Annotated in this window: 12 protein-coding genes; all 12 read left to right on the forward strand. The window is 44.3% G+C overall.

Features of this window, described 5'->3' with window-relative positions; all coding sequences use genetic code 11:
• Positions 1–35 precede the first annotated feature (35 nt).
• The 12 genes from HP548_RS04800 to HP548_RS04855 all read left to right on the forward strand — a co-directional run bounded on the left by HP548_RS04800 (position 36) and on the right by HP548_RS04855 (position 23,586).
• The gene (locus tag HP548_RS04800) at positions 36–2,267 is read left to right on the forward strand and encodes an FAD-dependent oxidoreductase (RefSeq protein WP_175381062.1); all 2,232 of its coding nucleotides are present in this window, start codon (positions 36–38) and stop codon (positions 2,265–2,267) included.
• Between the two features lie 17 nt (positions 2,268–2,284).
• Positions 2,285–3,493 (forward strand): SGNH/GDSL hydrolase family protein, encoded by a 1,209-nt coding sequence (locus HP548_RS04805; protein WP_175381063.1) that lies wholly within the window; start codon positions 2,285–2,287, stop codon positions 3,491–3,493.
• Between the two features lie 296 nt (positions 3,494–3,789).
• Positions 3,790–8,820 (forward strand): golvesin C-terminal-like domain-containing protein, encoded by a 5,031-nt coding sequence (locus HP548_RS04810; protein ID WP_175381064.1) that lies wholly within the window; start codon positions 3,790–3,792, stop codon positions 8,818–8,820.
• 492 nt (positions 8,821–9,312) lie between these two features.
• The gene (locus tag HP548_RS04815) at positions 9,313–10,185 is read left to right on the forward strand and encodes an AraC family transcriptional regulator (RefSeq protein WP_175381065.1); all 873 of its coding nucleotides are present in this window, start codon (positions 9,313–9,315) and stop codon (positions 10,183–10,185) included.
• A 375-nt stretch (positions 10,186–10,560) separates the two neighbouring features.
• Positions 10,561–12,240 (forward strand): sensor histidine kinase, encoded by a 1,680-nt coding sequence (locus HP548_RS04820; protein WP_246317936.1) that lies wholly within the window; start codon positions 10,561–10,563, stop codon positions 12,238–12,240.
• Entirely contained in the window at positions 12,237–13,898 is a 1,662-nt protein-coding gene (locus HP548_RS04825; protein WP_175381066.1) for a response regulator, read from the forward strand. Before HP548_RS04820 ends, HP548_RS04825 begins: the two co-directional genes overlap by 4 nt.
• Positions 13,899–14,070: 172 nt before the next feature.
• Entirely contained in the window at positions 14,071–15,435 is a 1,365-nt protein-coding gene (locus tag HP548_RS04830; RefSeq protein WP_175381067.1) for an ABC transporter substrate-binding protein, read from the forward strand.
• Between the two features lie 72 nt (positions 15,436–15,507).
• Entirely contained in the window at positions 15,508–16,410 is a 903-nt protein-coding gene (locus tag HP548_RS04835; protein WP_175381068.1) for a carbohydrate ABC transporter permease, read from the forward strand.
• Between the two features lie 12 nt (positions 16,411–16,422).
• Positions 16,423–17,250 (forward strand): carbohydrate ABC transporter permease, encoded by an 828-nt coding sequence (locus HP548_RS04840; RefSeq protein ID WP_076291349.1) that lies wholly within the window; start codon positions 16,423–16,425, stop codon positions 17,248–17,250.
• A 32-nt stretch (positions 17,251–17,282) separates the two neighbouring features.
• Entirely contained in the window at positions 17,283–18,284 is a 1,002-nt protein-coding gene (locus HP548_RS04845) for a glycoside hydrolase family 130 protein (protein ID WP_175381069.1), read from the forward strand.
• Between the two features lie 18 nt (positions 18,285–18,302).
• Entirely contained in the window at positions 18,303–21,356 is a 3,054-nt protein-coding gene (locus tag HP548_RS04850; protein WP_175381070.1) for a glycosyl hydrolase, read from the forward strand.
• Positions 21,357–21,465: 109 nt separating this feature from the next.
• Entirely contained in the window at positions 21,466–23,586 is a 2,121-nt protein-coding gene (locus HP548_RS04855; protein WP_175381071.1) for a galactose-binding domain-containing protein, read from the forward strand.
• Positions 23,587–23,874 lie beyond the last annotated feature (288 nt).

Raw genomic sequence — 23,874 nt, forward strand, 5'->3', positions numbered from 1 at the left:
GGCCAAAACCATTACCATGATAGGAGCATCTAATCATGGAGGTTATCAAAATGGAGCTTATGAAAGCAGATGTAACCGTCGTAGGTGGAGGTATTGCAGGGATATGTGCTGCCATTGCAGCTGCACGCCAAGGTCAGCAGGTTTCACTTATTAATGATCGGCCGGTGCTTGGGGGAAATGCGAGCAGCGAGGTCAGAGTTCATATCAACGGGTCGGCATATCTCGGAAATAGTCCATCCTATTATGCCCGTGAGGGCGGGTTGGTAGAAGAACTCAAGCTGAAGATCTTTCATTATAATCCGTTATACAACAAGAAGCTTATGCTTTCGCTTTCGGATACGGTCTTGCTCGACATGGTTTATGATGAGCCTAACATTTCTCTGTTTCTGAATACATGTGTACATGAAACGGGCATCGAGAACGGCAGAATTCAATGGGTGGAGGGCCTTCAATTAGCTTCCGAAAGAAAATTTCGTTTTGAAAGCCCAACCTATATCGATTGCTCCGGTGATGGAATTGTTGGATACCAAGCAGGTGCTGACTTCCGATGGGGAAGAGAGGCGAAGCATGAATACAAGGAGGAGCTTGCTCCAGAAGTGGCGGATCATTACACGATGGGCGATACGATTCTGTTTCAAGCCCGTGACGTAAACTATTCCGTTCCTTACAAAAGGCCTGGCTTTGCGTATGATATCACGAAGCTGGAGTTTTTCGATAGTATCCGAAAAGGGTTAAACCATCGGTCTTTTCCAAGGAAAATCAATGGACTTGGTGGATTGTGGTGGCTGGAATACGGCGGACATATGGATATTATCAAGAATAATGAAGACATCGCATTGGAACTGCGGAAATTGGTGTACGGGATCTGGGATTATATCAAAAATAGCGGTGAGTTTGATGATGTAGACAATCTCATCTTGGATTATGTATGCCCGATTCCGGGAAAGCGGGAGTCAAGACGTTTTATCGGGGAACACATGCTGTCTCAGAACGATCTTACAGAGAAGACTCATTTCGAAGATGCTGTATCCGTCGGAGGCTGGTATATGGATCTGCATGCGAATAAAGGCATCTACGATGAGGGGCCGGCTACAGCGTGGAATTTCGTGCCGGGATTGTATAATATCCCTTTCCGCAGCTTATTTTCACGCAATATTCCCAATCTCATGTTCGCTGGTCGCAATATAAGCGCTACCCATGTAGCTTTTGGATCTACAAGGGTGATGGCGACCTGTGGTTGTATGGGGCAGGCGGTAGGAACAGCTGCTGCGTTATGCGTAAAATATGACACAGACCCCGCGGACATCGTCAAAGCCCATATGGATGAGCTTCAGACGCAGCTGCTACGAGACGGGCAAACGATTGTAGGGCTTCAAGAGCAGTTGGATCCTTATTTTGCTGATGGATTAACGATTCGTGCCTCGTCTCAGCGAAGCTATGAACATCTTCATCCAACCGAAGAGATCTCCTTGGAGAAAACGTTATGTTTGGTCTTGCCGATTCAGACATCCGTGGCTGAAAGTGTGCGGATCAAAATTAAAAATAGATCCGAGCATTCGGAAACGTTGCAAGTGAAGCTATTTGGCGGGGAACGGAAGGAAAACTATATTCCTGCCAGCGAGCTGAAAGGATACAACTTGGTGATTTCAGCGGGGCACGATGACTGGATTACACTGGACCTCAGCTGTAAGAAGCCAGCTGACGACAAAATCTACATCGTATTGGAAGGTACGGCGAGCCTTGGCGTATATGGTAATGAAGAAAAAATGACAGGAGCGGTGAGCTTCTATTATAGACCGGAAGAGCCATCCAGACTGAAGAAATTCAACAGAAGCATTTGCTTCAAGGATCTGATGCCATCCCAGGATATGTATAATCCCGCGAATGTCATCAACGGCTTCTCCAGACCTTATGGTCTGCCGAACGGCTGGATTTCTGAACGTTCGGAAGGACAGGAGTGGTTGGAATTTGGTTTTGCAAGCCCCAAGAATCTGGATGAAATCCATCTTGTTTTCAATTCGCAGCTGAATTTGGAGCATTTCGACGATCCGATCGAGCCGTTGATTCAAGATTATGATGTGATCTTAACCTTAGAAGACGGAACCGAGAGTGAAATGAATATCCGTGGGAATTATCTTTCGTTGAACAAACATCAGGTGAATGCACAAGGTGTAACCCGAATCCGGTTTGATTTCTGTGCAACGTATGGTTCGCCTTATTATGAAGTGTTTGCTGTCAAATTTTTTGCTCCTAAAAACGCTAAGTGAGGGCGGGTGAAGTCACGATGAAGGAATTTTTCCCTCGAAGAGGGCTGCCTAATGTCATTCAAAAGTTGGAAAATGGGGAAACAGTAACAATTGTCTATTTTGGCGGCAGTAATACACGTTCTAAAGGATACAGGGTCATGACCGCGGATTGGCTGCGAGGGCAATATCCCCATGCAGATATCCGTTCTGTGAACGCAGGCATTGATGGGACAGGATCGGACCTCGGCTGCGCCCGTTTGGAGACAGATGTACTGCGTCATCAGCCTGATCTCGTATTTGTTGAATTTGTTGGAAACGATGGGGGAGTTCCCGAATCCAAAGCACGGATCGAAGGCATCGTCCGACAGATTCGCAAGCGGAACCGGTTTACCGATATTCTGTTTGTGTATACGGTTAAGGAACGGGATTTGACCTCATTTCAATCCGGCCAATACCAGAAGGGCGCTCGTATGCAAGAGGAAGTCGCCGACTATTACGGCATTCCTTCGATTCATCTGGGCGTAGCAGTCAGTCAATTGGTTTTGGATGGAAAGCTCATTTTCACCTTAAGAGCAGACGTGTCTATTCCCGGAGCTGTTATTTTTACACATGATTCGATTCACCCAACGATTCCCGAAGGACATCAGATTTACACAGATACAATCACCCGGTCGTTTGAGAAAATCAGAGAGCTTCGAGATCACGTAGGAAAAGTCGAACATCACTTGCCGCAGGACCCATTGGTCCCGGACAACCCTTGGGAGTATGCAACCATGCTGCCACTGGATCGTCTTACTCATTTTTCCGCGGGGTGGTCTTACATGACCCCTGATGATTTTGCTTTAGTGCGCGAGTATGATTGGTTGTTCCCCGGTCTATGGCGAGCAGTCGATCCCGGAGAGACGATCACAGTGGAGTTTGAGGGAACCCACATCGGATTATTCGATATTGGGGGGCCGGATTCCGGCAGATTGAAGGTAACGGTGGATGGGGGGGAACCCTTTCTTATCGATCGATTCACATCATATAACGATCATAATCGAAATCAATATGTTTTCTTACCGGAGCTACCAAATGGGAAACATACGGTTCGCTTCGAAATTGATCACGAGAAGACAGACAAAGCGGCCATGTTTGAGGCGGTCGGCAATGAACGAAGTATGGAACATGTTCGGCAGCATCCGGCTTGGTATGATCAAACGGTCATTCAGCTTGGGAAGTTGCTATTGGTGCAGCCGCCATTATAATTGATTAGTCTACTTGGAAGACCTATATTCTATCTGACTGCAATGAGCGCTCAATTAGGATGTAGGTTTCTTTTTTTACTTAAAATCTTATAAGAAATTCTTAAAATGAAAGAAATTTCACGGTGATGTGACATGCTAAGATAGAAACGACAGAGCGGGATTAGCCAAAAGACTAGGTTAATTGCTTTTTTACGATCATTTAAGCAAGGGTAATCTTTTTTTTGGAAGCGTTATCATTAATAGGAGAGGCTGTGAGTTGTATGGTCAAAAGGAAGCTTTTTTTCTTCATCGTTTTCATGTTGACGATAGTAGTTCCTTCCAGCCTGATCGGAATAAGGGCCGCTTATGCGGAGACCTTACCTTATCAGACCATTATCATCGATGACGGGAGCATTAAGATTAATGATGTTGTGACACCTGATGCGGGTAACGAGAACAATGGATATTCGGCTCCAAATTGGACCACAAGCACAGGGGTGAAGGGGTATGATCTTTCCAGCACCCAATATACGAGTACAGCAGGCAGAACGATAACATGGAATCCACGCTTGGAAGCAGGAACGGCGAAAATATCGTTCTATAAGCTGGATTGGGCGGATAAGGCTGATAGCAATGTAAAAATTGAAATTGTTCATAATGGAACGACGGATGTAGTCTTTATGGATCTAAGACCCTCATCTGGCGCTCCAGCTGGTTGGGTTGATTTGGGAGAATACTATTTTTCCGGGGTTGGTGAAGAATTCGTTAAATTGACCCGGTCTACCGGCACCACGAACACGATCCTTACGCGCGCTGATGCGGTCAAGTTCGAAGGAAATATAAGGCAGAAAGAGCCACATAAGACGATCATCATAGATGATGGAAGCCTTACGATTGATAATGTCGTCACTGTTGATTCGGGCAACGTCAATAACGGGTTCTCAGCTCCTTATTGGACCACGAGCGCAGGAGTAAAGGGATACAATAATTCCAGTTCCAAATATACGGATGCCGTAAATAGAACTATCACATGGAATCCGCGCTTGGAAGCAGGGACGGCGCGAATATCGTTCTATAAGCTGGATTGGGCGGATAAAGCAGATAGTAATGTGAAGATTGAGATTGTTCATAACGGGATAACGGATGTCAAGTTTATGGATCTAAGACCTTCGTCAGGTCCATCGGTTGGATGGGTGGATCTGGGGGAGTATGAGTTTAGTGGTAATGATAGCGAATTTGTCAGGCTGACTCGAACGCAACCTACGACGGGTACAATTATTACTAGGGCCGATGCAGTCAAGTTCGAAGGGAATATCCGGCAGCAAGCACCACCGTTGCCCCCGCTGCGGAGCCGCACCTTAGCGAATCTCAGTTACACGGAGAAAGGCAGCATCGAAAATGCTAACTATAAGGCGACCTTCTATGAGGCCGAATGGGATGGAGGTAAATCCATCGTTCGTGACATGTTCTACAAGAACACGGACACGGGAAACTGGACGCCAATCAATAATGTATCGGAAAGACTTGAGGAGCAGTGGGTTTTATTGGATGGGAATGCCGGCAGCCGAACCAATTACTACGATACGATGAACAAACGCTGGATTACATTCGACGGGGTCCATTTTCCCGACGGCCAGACGGCGGTATTAACCGATTCTACGCATGGCAGTGATTACGATTTTGAAGTGAACTGGTCCATGGCAGGGGATAAACCAGATGTTTCTTTCGCCTTTACGCCTCGCCGCGACGGCAATTATGTGATTGGATATCAGTCCTTCACAACAGAGGCAGTCTCGGGCATCAATGAAGTGTTAAATGGATTCAGGGCTCATGCCAAAATGGTAGGTACGGTGGAATCAACAAGCTTGAGAGAGCTGAGCGCTCCGATGAGCCTAGTTGAGAAAAATGATGGTTCGGGAAATCCATTGACGTATGGTGTATTTGTACCTTCGGCAGAACTTCCGGTTGAATTTGAACCGACGGGAGGCGTTACGAAACAACGGCTTGGCATGAGCCTGGTCAACAACGAAGGCAGCGTGCAGCCAATCCTGTATGCGCCTCAATTAGGGACTTATTCGCAAATGACCGCAGAAAGCACATATCAATTTCATATGGGGCTAGTCGCTCAAAAAAGCAATCTGTATGAGTCCTACTCGGATATTCTTCGCAATGAATATGATTATTCAGCATACCGCGAAAATGTGTCAGATCAGTCGCTTACTGACGCGATGTTCAATATGATCGATTTGCTTAAGATCGAGCCGCAAGGGGATGACTCTGTTAATTATGTCCCGTCACCCAGCGGATGGTGGAGCCGTGCCAAGGGATTTATTGATATCGAAAACGAGGATAGCGTCCGAACAAGCTCGAATGCAGTTCTTTTGGGGGCTTACTATCTGACTGGGGATGACCAACTTTATGATACGAGAGCATTGCCGTCCGTCCAGTATGGCGTATCGCGAAATGGTATCGGTTGGTCGCCGACGCAGAAGAAAGTATACGGTGTGCCTTCCTTATGGAAAATGGCTACTCTGCCGTTCGATGTTTCAAGTGTAGCCGCTGTCAATCAGATGATGGGTACTTCGGCAGGAATTGGGGCGCTGGCACAGGAAGAGTACCTCATGCGTGATCCTGACCAGAAAGACCGGGGGCCTGTCATTCAACCCCTGATGATGTATCGTATGACAGGAGAGGCACAGTATTTGCAGGGTGCCAAGGATGCAGCCGATAGTTATATCTTGCAATATATCGATACGCCTGCATCCGTGGATGTGAGTAAAAATGAGTTCATTTATTATTATAGTAAGCTGTGGATGGAGATCTTGGAGCTATATGAGGAAACTCAGGATCCCAAATACTTGAATGCCGCTTATAAGGAAGCCAAACGGTATGCAACGATGTTCGTTGCTCGTCCAGTTCCTGAAGGTAACGTTACGATTCCTCAGCCTGAGACGTATAATTACGCGGAGTCGTTCCATTGGCCGGAAAGTGGTAAATTTCAATATCCTAGGCTCAAGCTTCCAGAAGATATAGCTGGAGGTGTTCAAGCGGATACTTGGCTTGTTTCTCCGAGCGGATTGACTTTTGAAGCAGGAAGTACAACCGGCTATTATCGAATGAATGCTCAGGAAGCTCCATTCATGCTGAGATTGTCGCTCTATACAGGGGATAAACTGCTGCAGGATATTGCTCATAATGCGGTTATTGGTCGATATTCCAGTTATCCAGGTTATTACTATAAGGGTTTCGCCGTTAGTCAACTTGAATCGGATTTTCCTCTGGAAGGCCCCAGTGGGGCTACATCCATCTATTACCACCATATTCCGGGGCAGCTTGGGCAAACGATGGATTATTTGATCAGCGAACAATCATTAAAATCGAATGGAAGTATTACATTTCCTTCCGTATTTGAAACGAATTTTTTATGGTTCAAATATCACCTCTATGGGAATAAACCTGGTCAATTTTATGGTAATTCCGACGTTTGGCTTTGGATGCCAAAGGGGATTATTAAGACCAACCACCCTCAATTGAATTGGATAACGGGTGAGAGCGGTGATAAATTCTACATCGGGCTAAGCAATGCATCGTCAGAAGAAGTTCAGACTCCGATCGAATTGAATGAACAAATCATTGGATTCAACCCAACACAGGATTATACCGTAACGATCATCCGCGACAATGGTACACCAGAGCAAGCAGTTATGAGTGGCGGAATCATTCAAGCCACGGTTTCAGGCAAGGGCATCACCGCTATCATTGTAGAAGGACTTAACATTGACGTGCCACTGCATCAGGTTAGAACGGCTGATACATCGGATGCAAGCTATTTCTTTGATACCCACAGTCCAATTGATGCGGTTAAAGGCATGCTGATGGTTAAGCCCGACGAAACGGTCTACGATGCTTATGTGCAGGCAAAAACGACAAAACCAGCGACAATCCATTATTCCTTGGATGGCGGGGCTACGTATACGACCGTCCCAGATACGATATACCCCATGGAATGGTCGATACGGGTGAATGATTTATCCGAAACCTTCACGTATTATGTGGAATCGGAGGGGAAACAGACCCGCAAGCGGACACTCTATCTGCCTGATCAGGTTACGGAAACTCCAGTCCAACCCGATGGGCAGGAGAGTTCATCCATCATTGTGGATAATACGGAGGCGGAGACAGAGGGTGTCTGGATAAGGGATACGACGGCTGACAACTATTACTATGATAACTATGTGTATGCCAAATCTACGGCTGGCACAGCGACAAGCAAAATGAGATGGCGGCCTGAACTGCCGGAAAGTGTCACTTACAGTGTATATTACAAGATTCCGCAAATCACCGCTGCAAGTGAAAATTGGACAACGAATGCCTCATTTACCGTGTATTACAGCGGAGGCTCCGAGACCGTTACTGTTGATGAGACAGCAGCGAATGGTACTTGGGTGCACCTAGGGGATTATCCTTTTGCTGCAGGCGATAGCGGGTACGTGGAACTAACCAATAAGGCCAACAAGTCCAGGGTCGTTGCCGATGCGATCATGTGGGTGGACGCGAACCAGATACCGCAATTGGAGTCTGCTGTAATCCTGTCTGATCGGAACGAGTTGCAGATGACTCAAACCGCACAGCTGAGCGTAACCGGCTATTTGGATAACGGTTTGATCGGTGATCTAACACAGGCCAATGTGCAGTATTTCGTTGATCGTACGGATCTGGCCGAAGTGGATAGCAGTGGCTTGTTGACCCTTCTTAATCTCGATGGGAACACGGATCACATAGAGGTATGGGCTACTGTCACGATTGACGGAGTGACCTTAACCACACCGCCTTTGAACATCACGATCAAGGACCTAACGGTTATCGTCGACAGTACAAATACAACTGGGTTATACACGACAGAAGGGTCTTGGAGCCAAAGTAATTTAGCCGGATACAAAATTGGGGTTAAATCCCGTTACTCAACAGTTCAAGGATCATCCGCAACGTGGAAAGGCCAGTTTCCAGAGGGGAAATATACGGTCTCGATCTACAAGCTCGTCCATACGACGGGAAATGATAATAATGTCAAAGTGGAAGTGAAGCATAAGACGGGCACCGAGATCACCTATATCGATGCAACGGTCGGCTCATCGGGTTGGGTTAATCTCGGAACGTTCGACTTTACGGGTGACGGTAGCGAGTATGTTCGGTTAACCAGGGTTACGCCTACAACGGTAGACCCGCCAACGCTTCCTGCGGATATGATCTATACGAGAGTTGACGCAGTTATGTTCGAACGGCACTCCGATGGTGCGGAGTTGCTTGCAAATGAGGCGCCAGGTGAACCGACAACTTCTGAAGAATAGTGGTGTTGTGACAGGCTTACATGATGCCAGTTTCCGTTTATCGATCAGTCATGTATCTAATGGATTTCGCCCGCTATTTCGTTAACCTTACGGGTGGGACATATTAATGAATACCGAGAGGGTGCCACGATAAGTGGCATCCTCTCTGGCATTAAAGTACAGATTGAGGATTCTCTTTCATCAATTTAATCAGTTAGTAACAAAAAAATTCGCCAATCGTCCCAAGGTCCGCAGGTTGTTTTGTGGAAAGAAATTGATGGAAAAGAGGAGGAGTTTGAGTTTGAAATCGGTAATTTCTTAACTTGTGAGGCATTGGCTGGGTTTTGCCGCTGTATGCATAGGTTTACTTCTTGCTATATTACTATTTTTTTTAAAAAAAGCGGTAGGACTCGAACCCCTATGAAATAGCGATGCCTACAGAATGGTGCAGGGAATGTCGGATGTGAGAAGAAAGGATTTGATATGCTTGGATCAACGAGGGAGGGAAAGATCATGAATACACTAGCACGACTGAATGAGGGCTTGAGCTACATTGAGGAGAATCTAATGGATTCCGTGGATATGAAAGAGGTAGCACGAATCGCCTGCTGCTCGGAATACCATTTTACACGTATGTTTTCCTTTCTTAGCGGCATTACCTTGTCAGAGTATATCCGACGTCGGCGCTTGACGCTGGCAGCTTTGGAACTAAGCCGGAATGACACTAAAGTCATTGATGTTGCGCTCAAATTTGGGTATACTTCTCCGGATTCTTTTGCTAGGGCTTTTCAAAGCATGCATGGGGTTACACCCTCCGAAGCGAAAAATCATGGTCCATCACTCAAAGCCTTCCCTCGAATGACATTTCAATTGACCATTCAAGGAGGAAGCGAAATGAACTACCGTATTGAAGACAAAGAAGCCTTTCGGATTGTGGGCATCAGTAAAAGGGTGTCCATCGTGTTCAACGGGGTGAACCCGGACATTGCTGCGATGTATCAACGTCTTACGCCGGAATTAATTGAGACGATTAAGGGCTTATCCAATGTTCAGCCACTTGGGATAATCAGTGCTTCGGCTCATTTTAGTGAGGAACGGATGGAGGAAAAGGGGGATCTAGACCATTATATTGGTGCAGCCACGACCCAAGAGGCTCCTGAGGGTTTGTCAAAGCTGGAAGTGCCTGCCTCGATGTGGGCAGTGTTCACTTCCATTGGTCCTTTTCCGGGTACGCTTCAGGATGTATGGGGAAGAATCTATTCCGAATGGTTTCCTTCTTCGGATTATGAGCTGAGCGAGGGACCGGAAATCCTGTGGAATGAGCACAAGGATACCACTTCTTTGCAGTACAGAAGCGAGATATGGATACCAATACAGAAGCGATAAAGCCGCACGACTTTATATGTGAGGGTGGGAGCAATAGATTTATTTCGCAGACAAAGAAAAGTCACCACCCTGAAATATGATTGGAAAAGGGACAATACTTGGTATTGTCCCTTTTCCGTTGTACAAATATATGAACAATCTATTGCTAAATTGATATTTTAATGTAAAATGACTAAAATGATTCGGAAATAGATTCGTTTAATCTCGGTAAGACTTCTTTTATTTTCAAGAGAGGTTGATATGGAATTTATGAGACGACTGTGGACATATCTTTTTACTGACAAATTTAATCATTTGATTTACAACAGCTCTTTCAAACAGAGAATTCGCTTATCCATCATTACCATGATAACGCTTGCAATCGGAGCAGTGGGCATGACAACTTATTGGATTGCATCCAAGGAGCTCCAAAAGAACGCATTTGAGACTAGTCAAGAAACCATAAATAAAACGGCCCAGATCTTGGACGATAAACTAACGGGGATCTCCAACTCCATACGTTCATTGACCTTCAGCTATGCCTTCAAGGATATGATGCTGGATGTACAGAGTAACGATATCTCTAATTACTATGTGCATTTGTCCGAACTCCAATATGTGTTTTCACAGGTCTATTTCAACGAACCTCTAATCGAAAGTATACTAATTGCTACACCTATTGGAGATTTTTATCCCATTTCACAAAGACGCTCTCAGATACAGTCCTTTTATGAATCCAGTATGTATTTCGATATGATTGAAAATTATGGTGGAAAGTGGATAAAAGGGCATACGGATAAGTTTTTTACTGGGAACAAGCGTTCAATTTCATTTGTTACCAAGGGAACTCAAGAAAATGTCCCTAATACAAATGTATTTATTGTCGTGAATGTAAATGAGAGTGGATTAATTGGGCTGGTTAACAAACATTCTTCAAATGATGATAGCGATTATTTTGTAATCGATTCCAAAGGTGAGGAAGTCATCCGGACTTCATGGTCATCTAACCATAATCTAATGAAAGATAAACCGTTCTTATACAATGTATCTGAGAGTAATCAGGGTTCTTTCTTTCATGAGTTCGATGAAACCGATTACTTGGTTAATTACACAAGATCAACAGTAGTCAAAGACTGGAGCCTGTTTGGTATTCAACAGAAGGATGTACTACTTGAACAAATGAACGGAGTTAAGCGTACCACCCTTTATTTTATGATTTTTTTCTTGTTGTTCACTAGCCTTTTATCCAATAAACTGACGGCGCTGTTGCTAAATCCTCTATACAAACTTCAACGACTAATGCATGAGGTAGAAAATAACCACTTGAATGTTCGCTTTGCGAGCCGTTCCTCCGACGAAGTTGCTCAGGTTGGGTTTCAATTCAACCGCATGTTGGATGAAATCAACCGACTCATCGATGATGTAAGGTTGAGCGAATCCGGAAAACGTAAGGCAGAAATGCGAGCTTTAACCGCGCAAATGGAGCCACACTTTTTGTATAACACTCTTAATACGATCTATTGCAAATCCGTTCTGGGGGAAAATGAGGAAGTCAATGAGATGATTCTATCCTTGTCCCAGATGTTCCAACTTGGCCTGAGCGGAGGGAAAGATTGGAATACTCTGGAGGATGAGCTGCTGCACGCAGAGCAGTATTGTTTAATCCAACAAAAATGCTATGAAGGGCTGTTTGATTTTGAAGTTACTGTACTGGATGAATCTGTGCTGAACTGCCTTTTGCCAAAGATTCTCTTGCAGCCAATTGTGGAAAATAGCATTCAACACGGCTTTAAGGACATTACTTTCGGAGGTCAGATTCATATACAGGTGGACAGGCAAAACAATTTGGTTCATCTGATTATTGAGGATAATGGTTCGGGCATGGATGCGGCTATGGTAAGTCAAGCGATGTTGCAGCCTCCCGTCTCCAAGAAGGGTTATGCTCTGAACAATATCGTGAATCGGCTCAACCTGTTTTATGGAGAAGAGGCGCGAATTGAGCTCTGCAGCATTCCTGGCAAAGGATCTAGAACAGACATTTGGATTCCGATTAGAGAAGGAGAAGTTGAATCATGATAAATGAACCCCAACGGATTAAATTATGTATTATTGATGATATTCGAAGTGTAGTCGATATGATTTCTCAGAAGCCGCCTTGGGAAGAACATCATATTGAAGTGGTTGGTACGGCCCTAGATGGTGAGGACGGTATTCGATTGGTGAAAGAAACCAAACCTGATATTGTTCTTACAGACATTCGGATGCCTAAAAAGGATGGGCTAGCCATGACGCAGGAAATTCTCGTAAGCGCCCCCTCTACGAAAATTGTCATTCTCAGCGCGTATACCGATTTCTCATTTACGAGACAAGCGATTCGATTAGGTGCATTTGATTTTGTAAAGAAACCTTTCTCTATAGATGAGATCGTTCAGGTTGTGTTGAAAGCAAAGGCTTCATTCGAAGAAGAACGGCAGGGCCAGAGTAAGGCGATTGAGATGGAGCAACAGGTAAGGAAAAGTTTGCCGGTATTGCAGCAGGAGTATTTGTCATTGCTAGTTCATCACAAGACGAATGCTATCACTGCTTTTCAGAAATGGCAAACACTCCGTATTCAACTTGCCCCTCAAAATTTCAACCTCTTTATAGTAGAGCTGGACCGTTTCATGGACAAATATAAAGCACAACCCGCACGGGAAGTCGAATTGATCAGGTTCAGCCTTCGAAATATTTTGGAGGAAACCATTGCATCTTTCATAAGTGGTGGTGTTGTTTTTAGCGAAGCATTAAATCGATTTATCTGCTTGATTAATTGTGAAGATATGAGAATAGCAGAGCAAATTTCTGAGGCATGCAGGTTGAATATTTATCAGTTCACGAACTCTACCATCTCTATCGGTATTGGCAGTTGTGTCACTTCTATCGATGAATTACCGGATTCCTATGAGCAAGCTTTAAGTGCTCTGGCCTACCATTTCTATTCAGACGGAAATGGAGTTAACAGTTATTCAGGTATAGCCAATGAAGAGAAAACACTACTTAATTATACTGCGTCAACTGAGCAGGAGTTTCTCATGGCTTTGCGCTCAGGCAATCGGGAAAAATGTCGGCTTATCCTAGAGCAAATCTTCAATGATCTGTTGCAGCGTGATCCTCTTCCCAAACCGCAACAAGTCGAAAACCTTTGCTATGAATTGTCATCCAAGATATGTCGAGTCATGTTAGAACAATTCCCGCCCGATCGGGTGAAGAGACTTGAAGAGCGATGGAACCATTTGAAGCGTACAGGTGTAATTTCATTTCAGATTATAAGGGACACGGTTAAAGACATCTGTCTTGAAGCATGTTCTTGGATTGAGCAAGAACGATCGGATGAATCAACGAAGTTGATCTATCAGGCGAAGGATTATATATGCGCCAATTTGCATTTAAATTTATCACTTGATTATTGTGCAAAGCAATTCAATCTCAGTCCCGGATATTTTTCGAATTTATTCAAAAAAGTGCTCAATATTTCATTTCAACGATTCGTAATCCATCAGAGAATGGAAAAGGCTAAAGAGATGCTGATCGATGATTATCAGGTACAGGAGATCGCAAGGGAATTAGGATATGAGCATCGTCGTTATTTTAGCGAGATTTTCAAGAAACATACCAATATGACTCCATCCGAATTCAAGCTATACAGTACGGGAAAGATCAGCCAACCTATAGATCTTGCTCATAAGCAATCATAATTCGTATGTTTAGCCTTGTTTCCGTAAGTTTCGGATGCAGGGCTAGTTTTTTGATGTAGTTACATAAAAAATCCTGCCCTTGTTGTGTGGTTTACCGCATTATGTAAACGATTACAAGAAACTATAATGATGAAGAAAGAGAATCAGTATATAAAAAAGGGAGGTAATATGAATGAAATTAAACAAGAAATTCCTTATATCTGCATTGTGTATCGTCCTATCGGGGAGCCTTGCCGCTTGCAGTAGTTCTGAATCCACAGATAAAGGAAAGGGATCATCAGCTAAGACCAAGATCACCTACTGGACTGGAGACCGCCATGATTCCGAGTTTGTGAAAGAGACAATTGATAGATTCAATGAAACTAATAAGGATAACGTTGAAGTGGAACTGGTCATCAAGGGGGATGACTTCGATCAAGCGCTGGATATGTCTTTTCAGACTTCAGAGCCACCGGATATCATTCGTGTTAAAGAAAACACCATACAGACTTTCTATAAGAAAGGGTTCCTTGCTCCAATTGACGAGTTCCTCACGGAAGAAATGAAGAACACATTTCCTGTCATGGAGGATCTGAATAGTTTCGATGGAAAACGCTACAGCCTGCCGAACTATGGTACAACGATGCGACTGATTTACAATAAAGAGCTTTTTGCCAAAGCAGGTATTGAAAAACCGCCCACTACATTGAATGAGTTGGTCGAGGCAGCTAAAAAAATTACGGAAGTGGGTAAGTCAAACGGTGCCTATGGTTTCGCACAGAATTTCAAGAGTCCTTCCAGTGCCTTGGGCCGATCTGCCCGTGTTATTGCAGAAGTAAGTGGTTATGGTGGGTATGGTTATGATTTTAAGACAGCTCGTTATGACTTTAGCGGCTATAAACCCATCATGGAAGCATTTAAGCAAATCAAGGATGACGGAAGTATGTTGCCGGGTGTCGAGTCGCTTGATATTGATCCGTTACGCGCTCAATTCGCTGAAGGGAAAATCGGGATGTACTTGTCCTTTTCTGCTGAAGCGGGGGTCTACCAATCTCAATTTCCAGCCAAAATCGAATGGGCCGCAGCACCTGTACCTTCCATTGAAGGCAATTTCAATGGTGCGTCTGGATTTCTAGGGGGGCAATGGCTGGCAATAAGTTCAGAGTCCGAAAATAAGGAAGCAGCTTGGAAGTTCCTTGAGTATATGTATGATGAATCTGTTCTTCAACAATATCAAGAGAATGGCTTTGGAATTTCCATGGTTCCTTCAGTAAGCGCTGTTGCAGCAAAGCCAGAGGTCAAAGGTATAGAGGGTTTCCTACCCAACAAGTACGACGGTGTCTGGCCAGTCTATCCAACCGTTCCAGTACATGGTATGAAGTCCGATGACGCCTTTGTCAAGTACCTCCTAAGTGGAGGCAATTTAGATTCTATTATCAACGATTTGAATACACGTTATAATGCCGCTTTGGATACAGCAATCGAGAGCGGGGAAGCGAAAGCAGAACCTATTTCGGATTTCGATCCAGCGGAACTTGCAGGAAAATACGTAAAATAAGGTGTCTCATAGGGTGAAGCATGCTCCATCCTTTCATTAAATCATACACAGATTTCAAGGAGTTGAGAGGATATGAATAAAGCAAAGAATCTAGCTTTTTCATACAGCTTTCTTTTGCCCAGCTATATTCTAACCATTGTTCTGGGGATCTACCCGATTATGTGGGCTATGAGATATATGTTTTACGATTACAAAGGGTTTGGAAGTGCACGATTTGTAGGACTGGCAAATCTAGAACGTGTTATGACGGATTATCAGTTCTGGGATTCAGTTGCCAACACGTTTATTTATGCTGGAGGCAAGCTCCTGCTATCGATACCGCTCGCTCTCATATTGGCCGTCATCCTGAATTGGAAAATCAAAGGAAGAAATCTGCTAAGAGCCGTTATATTTATGCCTACGATCATAAGTACAGCGGTTATGGCGGTCGTGTTTTTCACCATTTTTAACTCGTATAATGGCATCCTCAATCAGTTCCTTATGAAATATAAATTGATCGGCAGTGCCATCGATTGGTTGGGCGTTGATTATGCCATGCTGACAATCATCCTCGTTGCTGTATGGGGGGCGGTAGGTAACTATATGCTTTTGTTTTTAGCAGGCCTTCAAAATATACCGGAAGATGTGTACGAGAGTTCTTCACTAGATGGTGCTAACAAATTCCAACAATTTCGCTACATTACCATTCCAATGCTGGGCCCTGTCATGCAGATGATAATTATGCTAGCTATTATTAATGCACTAAAGGGTTATGAGAGTATTATGGTGATGACCGATGGCGGACCAATTGGAAAAACCAATGTCATGTTCTTATATGTATATAAATTGTTTTTCCCACCTGCAGGTTCCACGGCATCTACACAAATTCAAGAATTTGGCTATGGTAGCGCAGTAGCTTTTGTCACGGCTGTTATTGTCGGCATCATCACGATACTTTACTTTTATGGATCTAAACGGATGAGTCATAACGAATAAGGAGGAACGTTCATGAAAGTCGCATGGAACACCGTACTGTGGGCGTTTCTGCTAATTGTCGCATTTCTAACACTCTTTCCTATAATGATCACTCTGCTCGGTTCATTTAAAACGAATGCAGAGCTTACTGCCGGAGCGACATTACTTCCTGAAATTTGGCACTTCTCCAACTATATTGAAGCTTGGAAACAGGCGAATTTTTCAACATACACACTAAATAGTGTCTTTGTTGCCGTCGCGTCAACCATAGGAACATTAATTGTTTCGTCCATGGCAGCCTATGTCGTGAACAGAATGGACTTTATCGGCAAGAAACTATACGTCAGTATTCAGGCATTTACTATGTTTGTAGCGATCGGAGCTGTCGTTCTTCGACCACAATTTGATCTGATGATTAAACTTCATCTGCATAATACGCTGTGGGGCGTGGTTCTGATTTTGATCAGCACCCATGCTTCGGCATTCTTTATCCTGCTTAGCTTCATGAACGGGATTCCTAAAGAACTTGATGAGGCTGCACGCATCGATGGGTGTTCTCCGGGCAGAACATTCTGGAGAATCATTATTCCGCTGCTTACGCCCGGCCTCGGTGTGTGTGCACTGTTCGCTTTCCGGGGAGCGTGGAACGAATACCTGATTCCGTTTGTGTTTACGCTCAGTAAACCCGATCTGCAGACTTTGACCGTCGGACTAGCCAATCTAAAGTACGGTATTGCCGCTGCTTCACAGACACACTTTATGATGGCGGGGGCGTGCCTATCCATTCTCCCAATCCTTATTGCTTATATTTTTGCTAACAAATCCTTTATGCAAATGACTGCGGGCTCCTTAAAAGGCTAGTGGTATTCTTAACATCATTAGGAGGAATGGAAATGAATTCAACTTATATCGGAAAACTCGCATCAAGTTCTATAATTAAACGCTATCAGAACAACCCGATTCTAGATGCTTCTCGTGTCCCATATCCCACTGCACTTGTGTTCAATGCAGGCGTAACGAAATTCAATGGAAAATATGTGATGGTGTTTCGAAACGACTACGGGTCTTTGGAGCAGCAGACAATTGAGGCACATCATACAACAGATCTTGGTTTTGCCTTTAGTGATGACGGAATTCATTGGGAGGTGCAACCGAAACCGTGTTTTAAGCTACATGACCAAGAGATTATCCGTGCCTATGACCCAAGGCTTACCGTAATTGATGGTCGTTGTTATATGTGTTTTGCCGTAGACACACAGCATGGCATCCGTGGTGGTGTGGCTGTTACTGACGATTTTGAAGAGTTTGAAATATTGAGTTTGTCGACACCGGATTTGCGGAACATGGTGCTATTCCCGGAGAAGATTGGTGGGAAATTTATGCGGCTTGAACGACCGTTTACAGTCTACAGTCGCGGGGGAATCGACCGATTCGACATGTGGATATCGGAATCTCCGGATTTGAGATACTGGGGAAATTCTGACTTGCTGCTTGCTGTTGAAGATGTACCATTTGCCAATGATAAGATCGGTCCTGCAGCTCCCCCCATCAAGACAGAGCAGGGGTGGTTAACAACATTTCATGCCGTTGATATTGATCCGGAGAGAGGGAAAAATGGATGGGAACCTTCATGGCAGAAACGGTACACGGCGGGATTAATATTGCTTGATTTGGATAATCCAAAAAAAATCATCGGCATGTATCAGGAGCCGCTACTGACACCAGAAGCTAGCTATGAGATCGAAGGAGGGTTCCGTAACAACGTCATCTTTCCAGGCGGAATGGTACTCGAAGATGATGGTGAGGTTAAGATTTATTATGGTGCGGCAGACACGATTGAATGTCTCGCAACAGCGCATATCGATGATTTGATCCGGTTATGTCTGAAAGGTTAACAGGAGAGTGATGAGACAATGACCATATGGAATCTCTTTCAACATCCTCCTGCTGATTATCGTACAGTGCCGTTCTGGTCCTGGAATGACGATCTGGATAAAAATGAACTTGAACGGCAGATCGAAGAGATGCATAAAGCTGGAATCGGCGGCTTTTTCATACATGCTCGCGGCGGGCTTACTGTACCTTATATGGGAAAAGAGTGGATGGAGCTCATACGGATCTGTATCAAGAAAAGTCAGGAGCTCGGGATGGAAACATGGCTGTATGATGAGAATGGTTGGCCTAGCGGTTTCGCTGATGGAAAGGTGCCTGCACTTGGGGTGGCTTATCAACAGAAGCGATTGGCTTATGAATGGGCTCCATTTAGCCGAGGCAATAAAGTTACGATTGCCTCCTATGTCCAGTCGGAGGAAGAACTGCACCTACTTACCGCTGCAGATACACGTAATCCTGACTTCCGAGTTTATTATGAGTTGAACCCTTATTATATCGACACGTTAAGCAAAAAGGCTGTAGCTGCGTTCATTGATTCAACCTATAAGGCCTACTGGTCGGAGTTCGGTGATCAATTCGGCTCTGTGGTAAAAGGAATATTCACGGACGAACCGCAATTTGGACGCGGAGATCTTCCATGGTCGCTAGAACTCGAAGATGCTTTTCAGGACCAGCACGGGTATACGCTACGTAAGGTACTCCCAGCTCTATTCTTGGAAACCAAGGACTGTCGCAGGGTCAGATACGATTATTGGTCATGTGTTACCACATTGTTTACTGAGTCTTACGCGAAGCAAATTGGAGAGTGGTGTGAGCAAAGGGGGTGGTCAGCAACTGGCCATGTTGTGGACGAGCAAACCTTGATGGGGCAAGCAACTTCAGTGGGAGATCCATTGCTCTTCTACGAATATCTGCAAATCCCCGGTTGTGATTGGCTTGGACGTTCTGTGAGCGAAGATCCGATTGTTCCTAAACAAGTTAGCTCTGTTGTTCGCCAGTTGGGCAAAAAGCAAGCCATCACGGAGAGTTACGGCTGTTCCGGGTGGAATGTCAGCTTTCAGGATTTAAAGCGAATTGGGGAATGGCAATTTGTTCATGGATTGAATCTAATGTGCCAACACTTGCAAGCTTACTCTCTAAGGGGACTTCGTAAACGGGATTATCCACCATCCTTGTTTTACCAGCAGCCTTGGTGGAGGTACTATTCTCACTTTAATGATTACTTTGCCCGTTTATCCATGCTCCTTGTGGAAGGTACACGGCAGGCTGAGGTATTACTGCTTCATCCAATCCGAACTGCTTGGGTGGAACTGGAGGGTTCTAACTCATCAGGGGTTGAGCAATATCATGAATCGTTTGCTCAGCTGTCTCGCTGGTTGTGCCAATCGTTTATTGAGCATGATTATGGAAGCGAGGGAATTATTGAACGTCATGGCAAAGTAGAGGGGAATCTTTTTGTTGTAGGAGAGTCCGGGTATCGAGTTGTTGTCGTTCCGCCGAGTGTGACCTTAAGTGAGATGACGGTGAAATTGCTCAACCAGTTTGTTTTGCAAGGAGGGAGCTTAGTCGTATTCGAACCTGCTCCGTTCCTCATCAATGGTCAACCTAGTGAAGAAATCAGTCGTTTAGTGAACACTGCAGTGAGTCCCGATTGGAATCGCAGTGCCTTGGTAGAATCTGTTTCAAGAACTGTTTCTCCATCAATCTCTATCATTGACAAGGAAGGACTCCCCATCGCTTCGGACATGGTCAATATCCAGACACTTAAGTTAGAAGATTCGTATCTCTATTATCTAGTGAATTCCGGAGATAAGTGTTATCCAGATATAGAGGTGACTCTCCCTCGAAAGGGCAGACTGTCCCTAATTGATTTGGAGAATGGTGATATTAGGCCACTTAACTATACTGGGGCAGGTAACGGCGTCAAATTGAAAATGACTCTGTGCCCTACACAATCCTATGTTATCAGACTAGTTCCGAAGAAAGATCAACTGGAACCGGATGTGGTAACTCTACTCCAAACAGACAATACAACTAATACCATTCAGGAACTAAATGAGTTATGGGAAATTGATCATATCGATCACAATAGCTTGACGATGGATACTTGCAGGTACAGGCTGGAGAATGGTGACTGGTCGGAGCCTAAGCCTATTATTTTTATTCAGGAAGAACTGCTTCAAATAGGATATCCAGTTAAAGTCGAATTGGAATTCGAATTTCAGATCGCCTTTGATCCTACGATTGTGCGGGAAATGCATCTGGTGATGGAAAATCCGGAGAAAGCACAAATTTTAATTAATGAAAGAAAGATATCATCTCATAGCTGTGATTGGTGGAGAGATGTATCCTTCAAGAAGATTGATCTAAGTGGTTTCCTTCAGCATGGTCGAAATACCATCAGGTTAACATTGGATTTCTGGAACTCCCCCGAAACATATGCAGCTATGGAACGTGCTCAACGTTTTGAGTCTGAAGGGAATAAGCTGACATTCGATACGGAGCTTGAAAGCGTGTATCTAGTTGGACATTTTGCAGTGAAATCGGAATCTCCTTATAAAAATGGCGAGCATGGCGTCATGTATACAGATGGTCCATTTGTACTTGAAGAACTTCCTCATCAATTTGTACTGACAACTGATCTTGGCTGCCAGGGCTTACCGTTTTTTGCAGGCAGTATTCGCCTGATGCAGACGGTTGCAATAAAACAGGAAGACAGCGCTTTATGGTTTTGGCAGTTCGGCACACCTCCAGAAGCGATTGTCACAAGGTTATCAATTAACGGACAAGAAGTTCGCAATTTTCTATGGGAACCCTATGAAGCAGAAATTTCAGAATATCTCCAACAAGGAGAAAATCTGATTGAGCTGGAGTTGACCAGCAGTTGTAGAAACTTGCTTGGGCCTCACCATCATGTGAAAGGGGAACCTATGAAGGTTGGCCCAGACAGTTTTAAAAATAAAGTCGGTTGGACGGATAGAGACCTAGACCCAAATATCAATTTGTATCAATCTCATTACGCTTTTGTTCGTCTTGGACTAAGTACTTTACCACGAATAGTTAGGATGACATGAAGGCAAGAAGATAGTGGTGGGTTTGAGATTTATAAAAGAACATATCTTGTTAATCAATGATTCCTCATAATTTGAAAGGGTTTTCAAAAAAATGAAGGAGGCAAATGTGATGACAATGATTAGAAAATTCCTATACTCTACTTTGGGGTTGATGCTAGCTGCTACCATTTTTACACTTACTTCGAATGCACAATCTGGACTCATTACTCCTGAAGGAACTCAATTAGCACCAGCAACAATACACACTTATCAACCATCAGTGCGCTATACCAACTCGGCTAACTATACGCTGAAAGCGAACGGGGTTGTTGTACCAGTTGTCAAGGGATTCAGTGACTATGACTATGCACACTTTTCCATGTCGGAAGGGCCTGTTACGTATGAATTAACGATTTTAAATACCGATAAAGTACATGAATACTCCATAAGTCCAAAAAAGCTCGGTATACAAGCTGAAAAGGTAGAGGGAAAAACGATTACTTTCACAACCCAATCTGACGAATACCTGATCGTGACGATGAATAATCGTCAAACACGCATGGTCATCGCTGCGGATCCGATGGAGACTGATGTTCCCGCTTCAAGTGGGAACGGCATTTTTAATGTTACAGCGGCACCTTATCATGTGGTGTCCTCAGGCACACCAGGATCCGGAGTATCCACAAGAACGGCTGCAATTCAGCAAGCGATTGACGATGCAAGCCAGTACGGTACTCTTCAAGGAGATGGTAGACAAGGTATAGTCTATATACCTGCCGGAAGCTATTATATTGGCAATCTGGTATTAAAAAGTAATACAGCAGTCTATATGGAGCCTGGAGCAACATTCATTGGTACAGGTAAAACAGTTGATTATAAGGAGCACTGGTTTAAGGATTCCATGGGTAGGCCAGCTACCTGGTGGATCTCAACTGCTTTCCAATCCGAAAATATCCGGATATATGGAAGAGGGACACTCGATGGCAACGGGCAAGCCTTGCACGATGATAAGACTACCAATGGTAAAGGAATGATCAATAATCTCATTGTCCCTATCGCCACTTCCAATTTTGTTATGGATGGTATCCTTATCAGGGAATCCTCCGGCTGGGCCGTTGTCACGGTTCGCTCTAACGATCTAACTTTCACAAATTTAAAATTGTTCAACAGTCTGGGAATGGGAGAGAATGACGGTATTGATATTTGCGAATCCCAGGATGTAGTTGTACAAAATGCGATCGGTATTTCCTTGGATGATCCATTTTCTACGAAAGCCTGGAAAGAAGACACTGACATTGCTTCAGGTAAAGTACCTTGGCCGGGAAATCCAGAACCGGTTCAAAACGTGTTATTTGAGGATACGATAGCGTGGACAATATGCTATGGTTACAAGATTGGTCAAGGCGTCATGCAGGATCAATCTAATATTGTATTCAGAAACGGAGTCGTTTATAAAGCCGCAGTGGGCTTCGCTATCCATCATAAATACGGTACCGGAGTCGTCAGTGATGTGAGGTTTGAATCGATGGATGTCGAGGACATCAGTGGAAGTAACGAAGACAATAGTGCCTGGATGACCCTTTTCACGGTTAATGGTGGCAACCATGGAGTGGGACCCATTCAAGGAGTCACAGTGAAAAATATTACGGTGCGTGACGCAGGGGAAAGCTTTGCCAAGATTAAAGGAGTGGAAGGAGCCATGATCACAGATCTGCTGTTTGAGAATGTCTATATGCCTGGTAGCAGTACCCCTGCGCGTACGCTTCATGAAATGAATTTTCTAAATAAAGAGTATTACAGCGGAGTAAAGATTAAGCCGGTTCAGAATAATGAGCCGCTTCCCTTAACTAATTTGGCACTTCATCGACCAGCGGTAGCTTCATCCAATGACGGGATTGAGAACACAGCACCCTATGTGACTGACGGTAACTTAACAACCCGCTTTGGTTCAAAGCGCGGAGTGGACCCAGGATGGATTTATGTGGATCTCGGGGAAACCAAAAAGATCAATGAAGTCAGGTTATACTGGGAGGCTGCTTACGGTAAAAGTTATCGCATACAGGTAGCTGACGCTCCAACCCAAGAGGCAAATTGGAGAGACGTTTATAGCACCACAAACGGCAAAGGTGGTCTAGAGAAGATTACTTTTAACGAAGTGGAAGCACGTTATGTCCGTATGTATGGAACCGCTCGGGCAACAAATTATGGGTATTCAATTTGGGAATTCGAGGTATACGGACCGGCACTATAATGCGAGTAGATAGAAAAAAGATATCTTTAAGTGCGGCCGTTTCCCGGTAATCCACCGGGGAAGGGTCGTTTAGTTTTTTTCTGAAATCGATAATCGATATTGGTCATGTGTAGGTAATCCCACGCTGTGAATGACCGCGATCCTACACGAAGTTGAACTCATGAAGGGCATCTTGGAATTGGAACGAAATTGAACGCAGCTATTATTATGGTGTTTAATGTCCACCTTTGTCAGTCAGATTGAAAAGCAGAATCAATTAAGATACTCTTGGATTGGAAAGGTAGTTGT

The organism is Paenibacillus taichungensis (assembly GCF_013359905.1).
Taxonomy (GTDB): Bacteria; Bacillota; Bacilli; order Paenibacillales; family Paenibacillaceae; genus Paenibacillus; species Paenibacillus taichungensis.

Bases quoted from the DNA above. Each gene is read 5' to 3' on its own strand.
- HP548_RS04830 (WP_175381067.1), top strand. From the start codon at position 14,071: ATGAAATTAAACAAGAAATTCCTTATATCTGCATTGTGTATCGTCCTA.
- HP548_RS04825 (WP_175381066.1), top strand. From the start codon at position 12,237: ATGATAAATGAACCCCAACGGATTAAATTATGTATTATTGATGATATT.
- HP548_RS04815 (WP_175381065.1), top strand. From the start codon at position 9,313: ATGAATACACTAGCACGACTGAATGAGGGCTTGAGCTACATTGAGGAG.
- HP548_RS04810 (WP_175381064.1), top strand. From the start codon at position 3,790: ATGTTGACGATAGTAGTTCCTTCCAGCCTGATCGGAATAAGGGCCGCT.
- HP548_RS04835 (WP_175381068.1), top strand. From the start codon at position 15,508: ATGAATAAAGCAAAGAATCTAGCTTTTTCATACAGCTTTCTTTTGCCC.
- HP548_RS04805 (WP_175381063.1), top strand. From the start codon at position 2,285: ATGAAGGAATTTTTCCCTCGAAGAGGGCTGCCTAATGTCATTCAAAAG.
- HP548_RS04800 (WP_175381062.1), top strand. From the start codon at position 36: ATGGAGGTTATCAAAATGGAGCTTATGAAAGCAGATGTAACCGTCGTA.
- HP548_RS04840 (WP_076291349.1), top strand. From the start codon at position 16,423: ATGAAAGTCGCATGGAACACCGTACTGTGGGCGTTTCTGCTAATTGTC.
- HP548_RS04820 (WP_246317936.1), top strand. From the start codon at position 10,561: ATGACAACTTATTGGATTGCATCCAAGGAGCTCCAAAAGAACGCATTT.
- HP548_RS04845 (WP_175381069.1), top strand. From the start codon at position 17,283: ATGAATTCAACTTATATCGGAAAACTCGCATCAAGTTCTATAATTAAA.
- HP548_RS04855 (WP_175381071.1), top strand. From the start codon at position 21,466: ATGACAATGATTAGAAAATTCCTATACTCTACTTTGGGGTTGATGCTA.
- HP548_RS04850 (WP_175381070.1), top strand. From the start codon at position 18,303: ATGACCATATGGAATCTCTTTCAACATCCTCCTGCTGATTATCGTACA.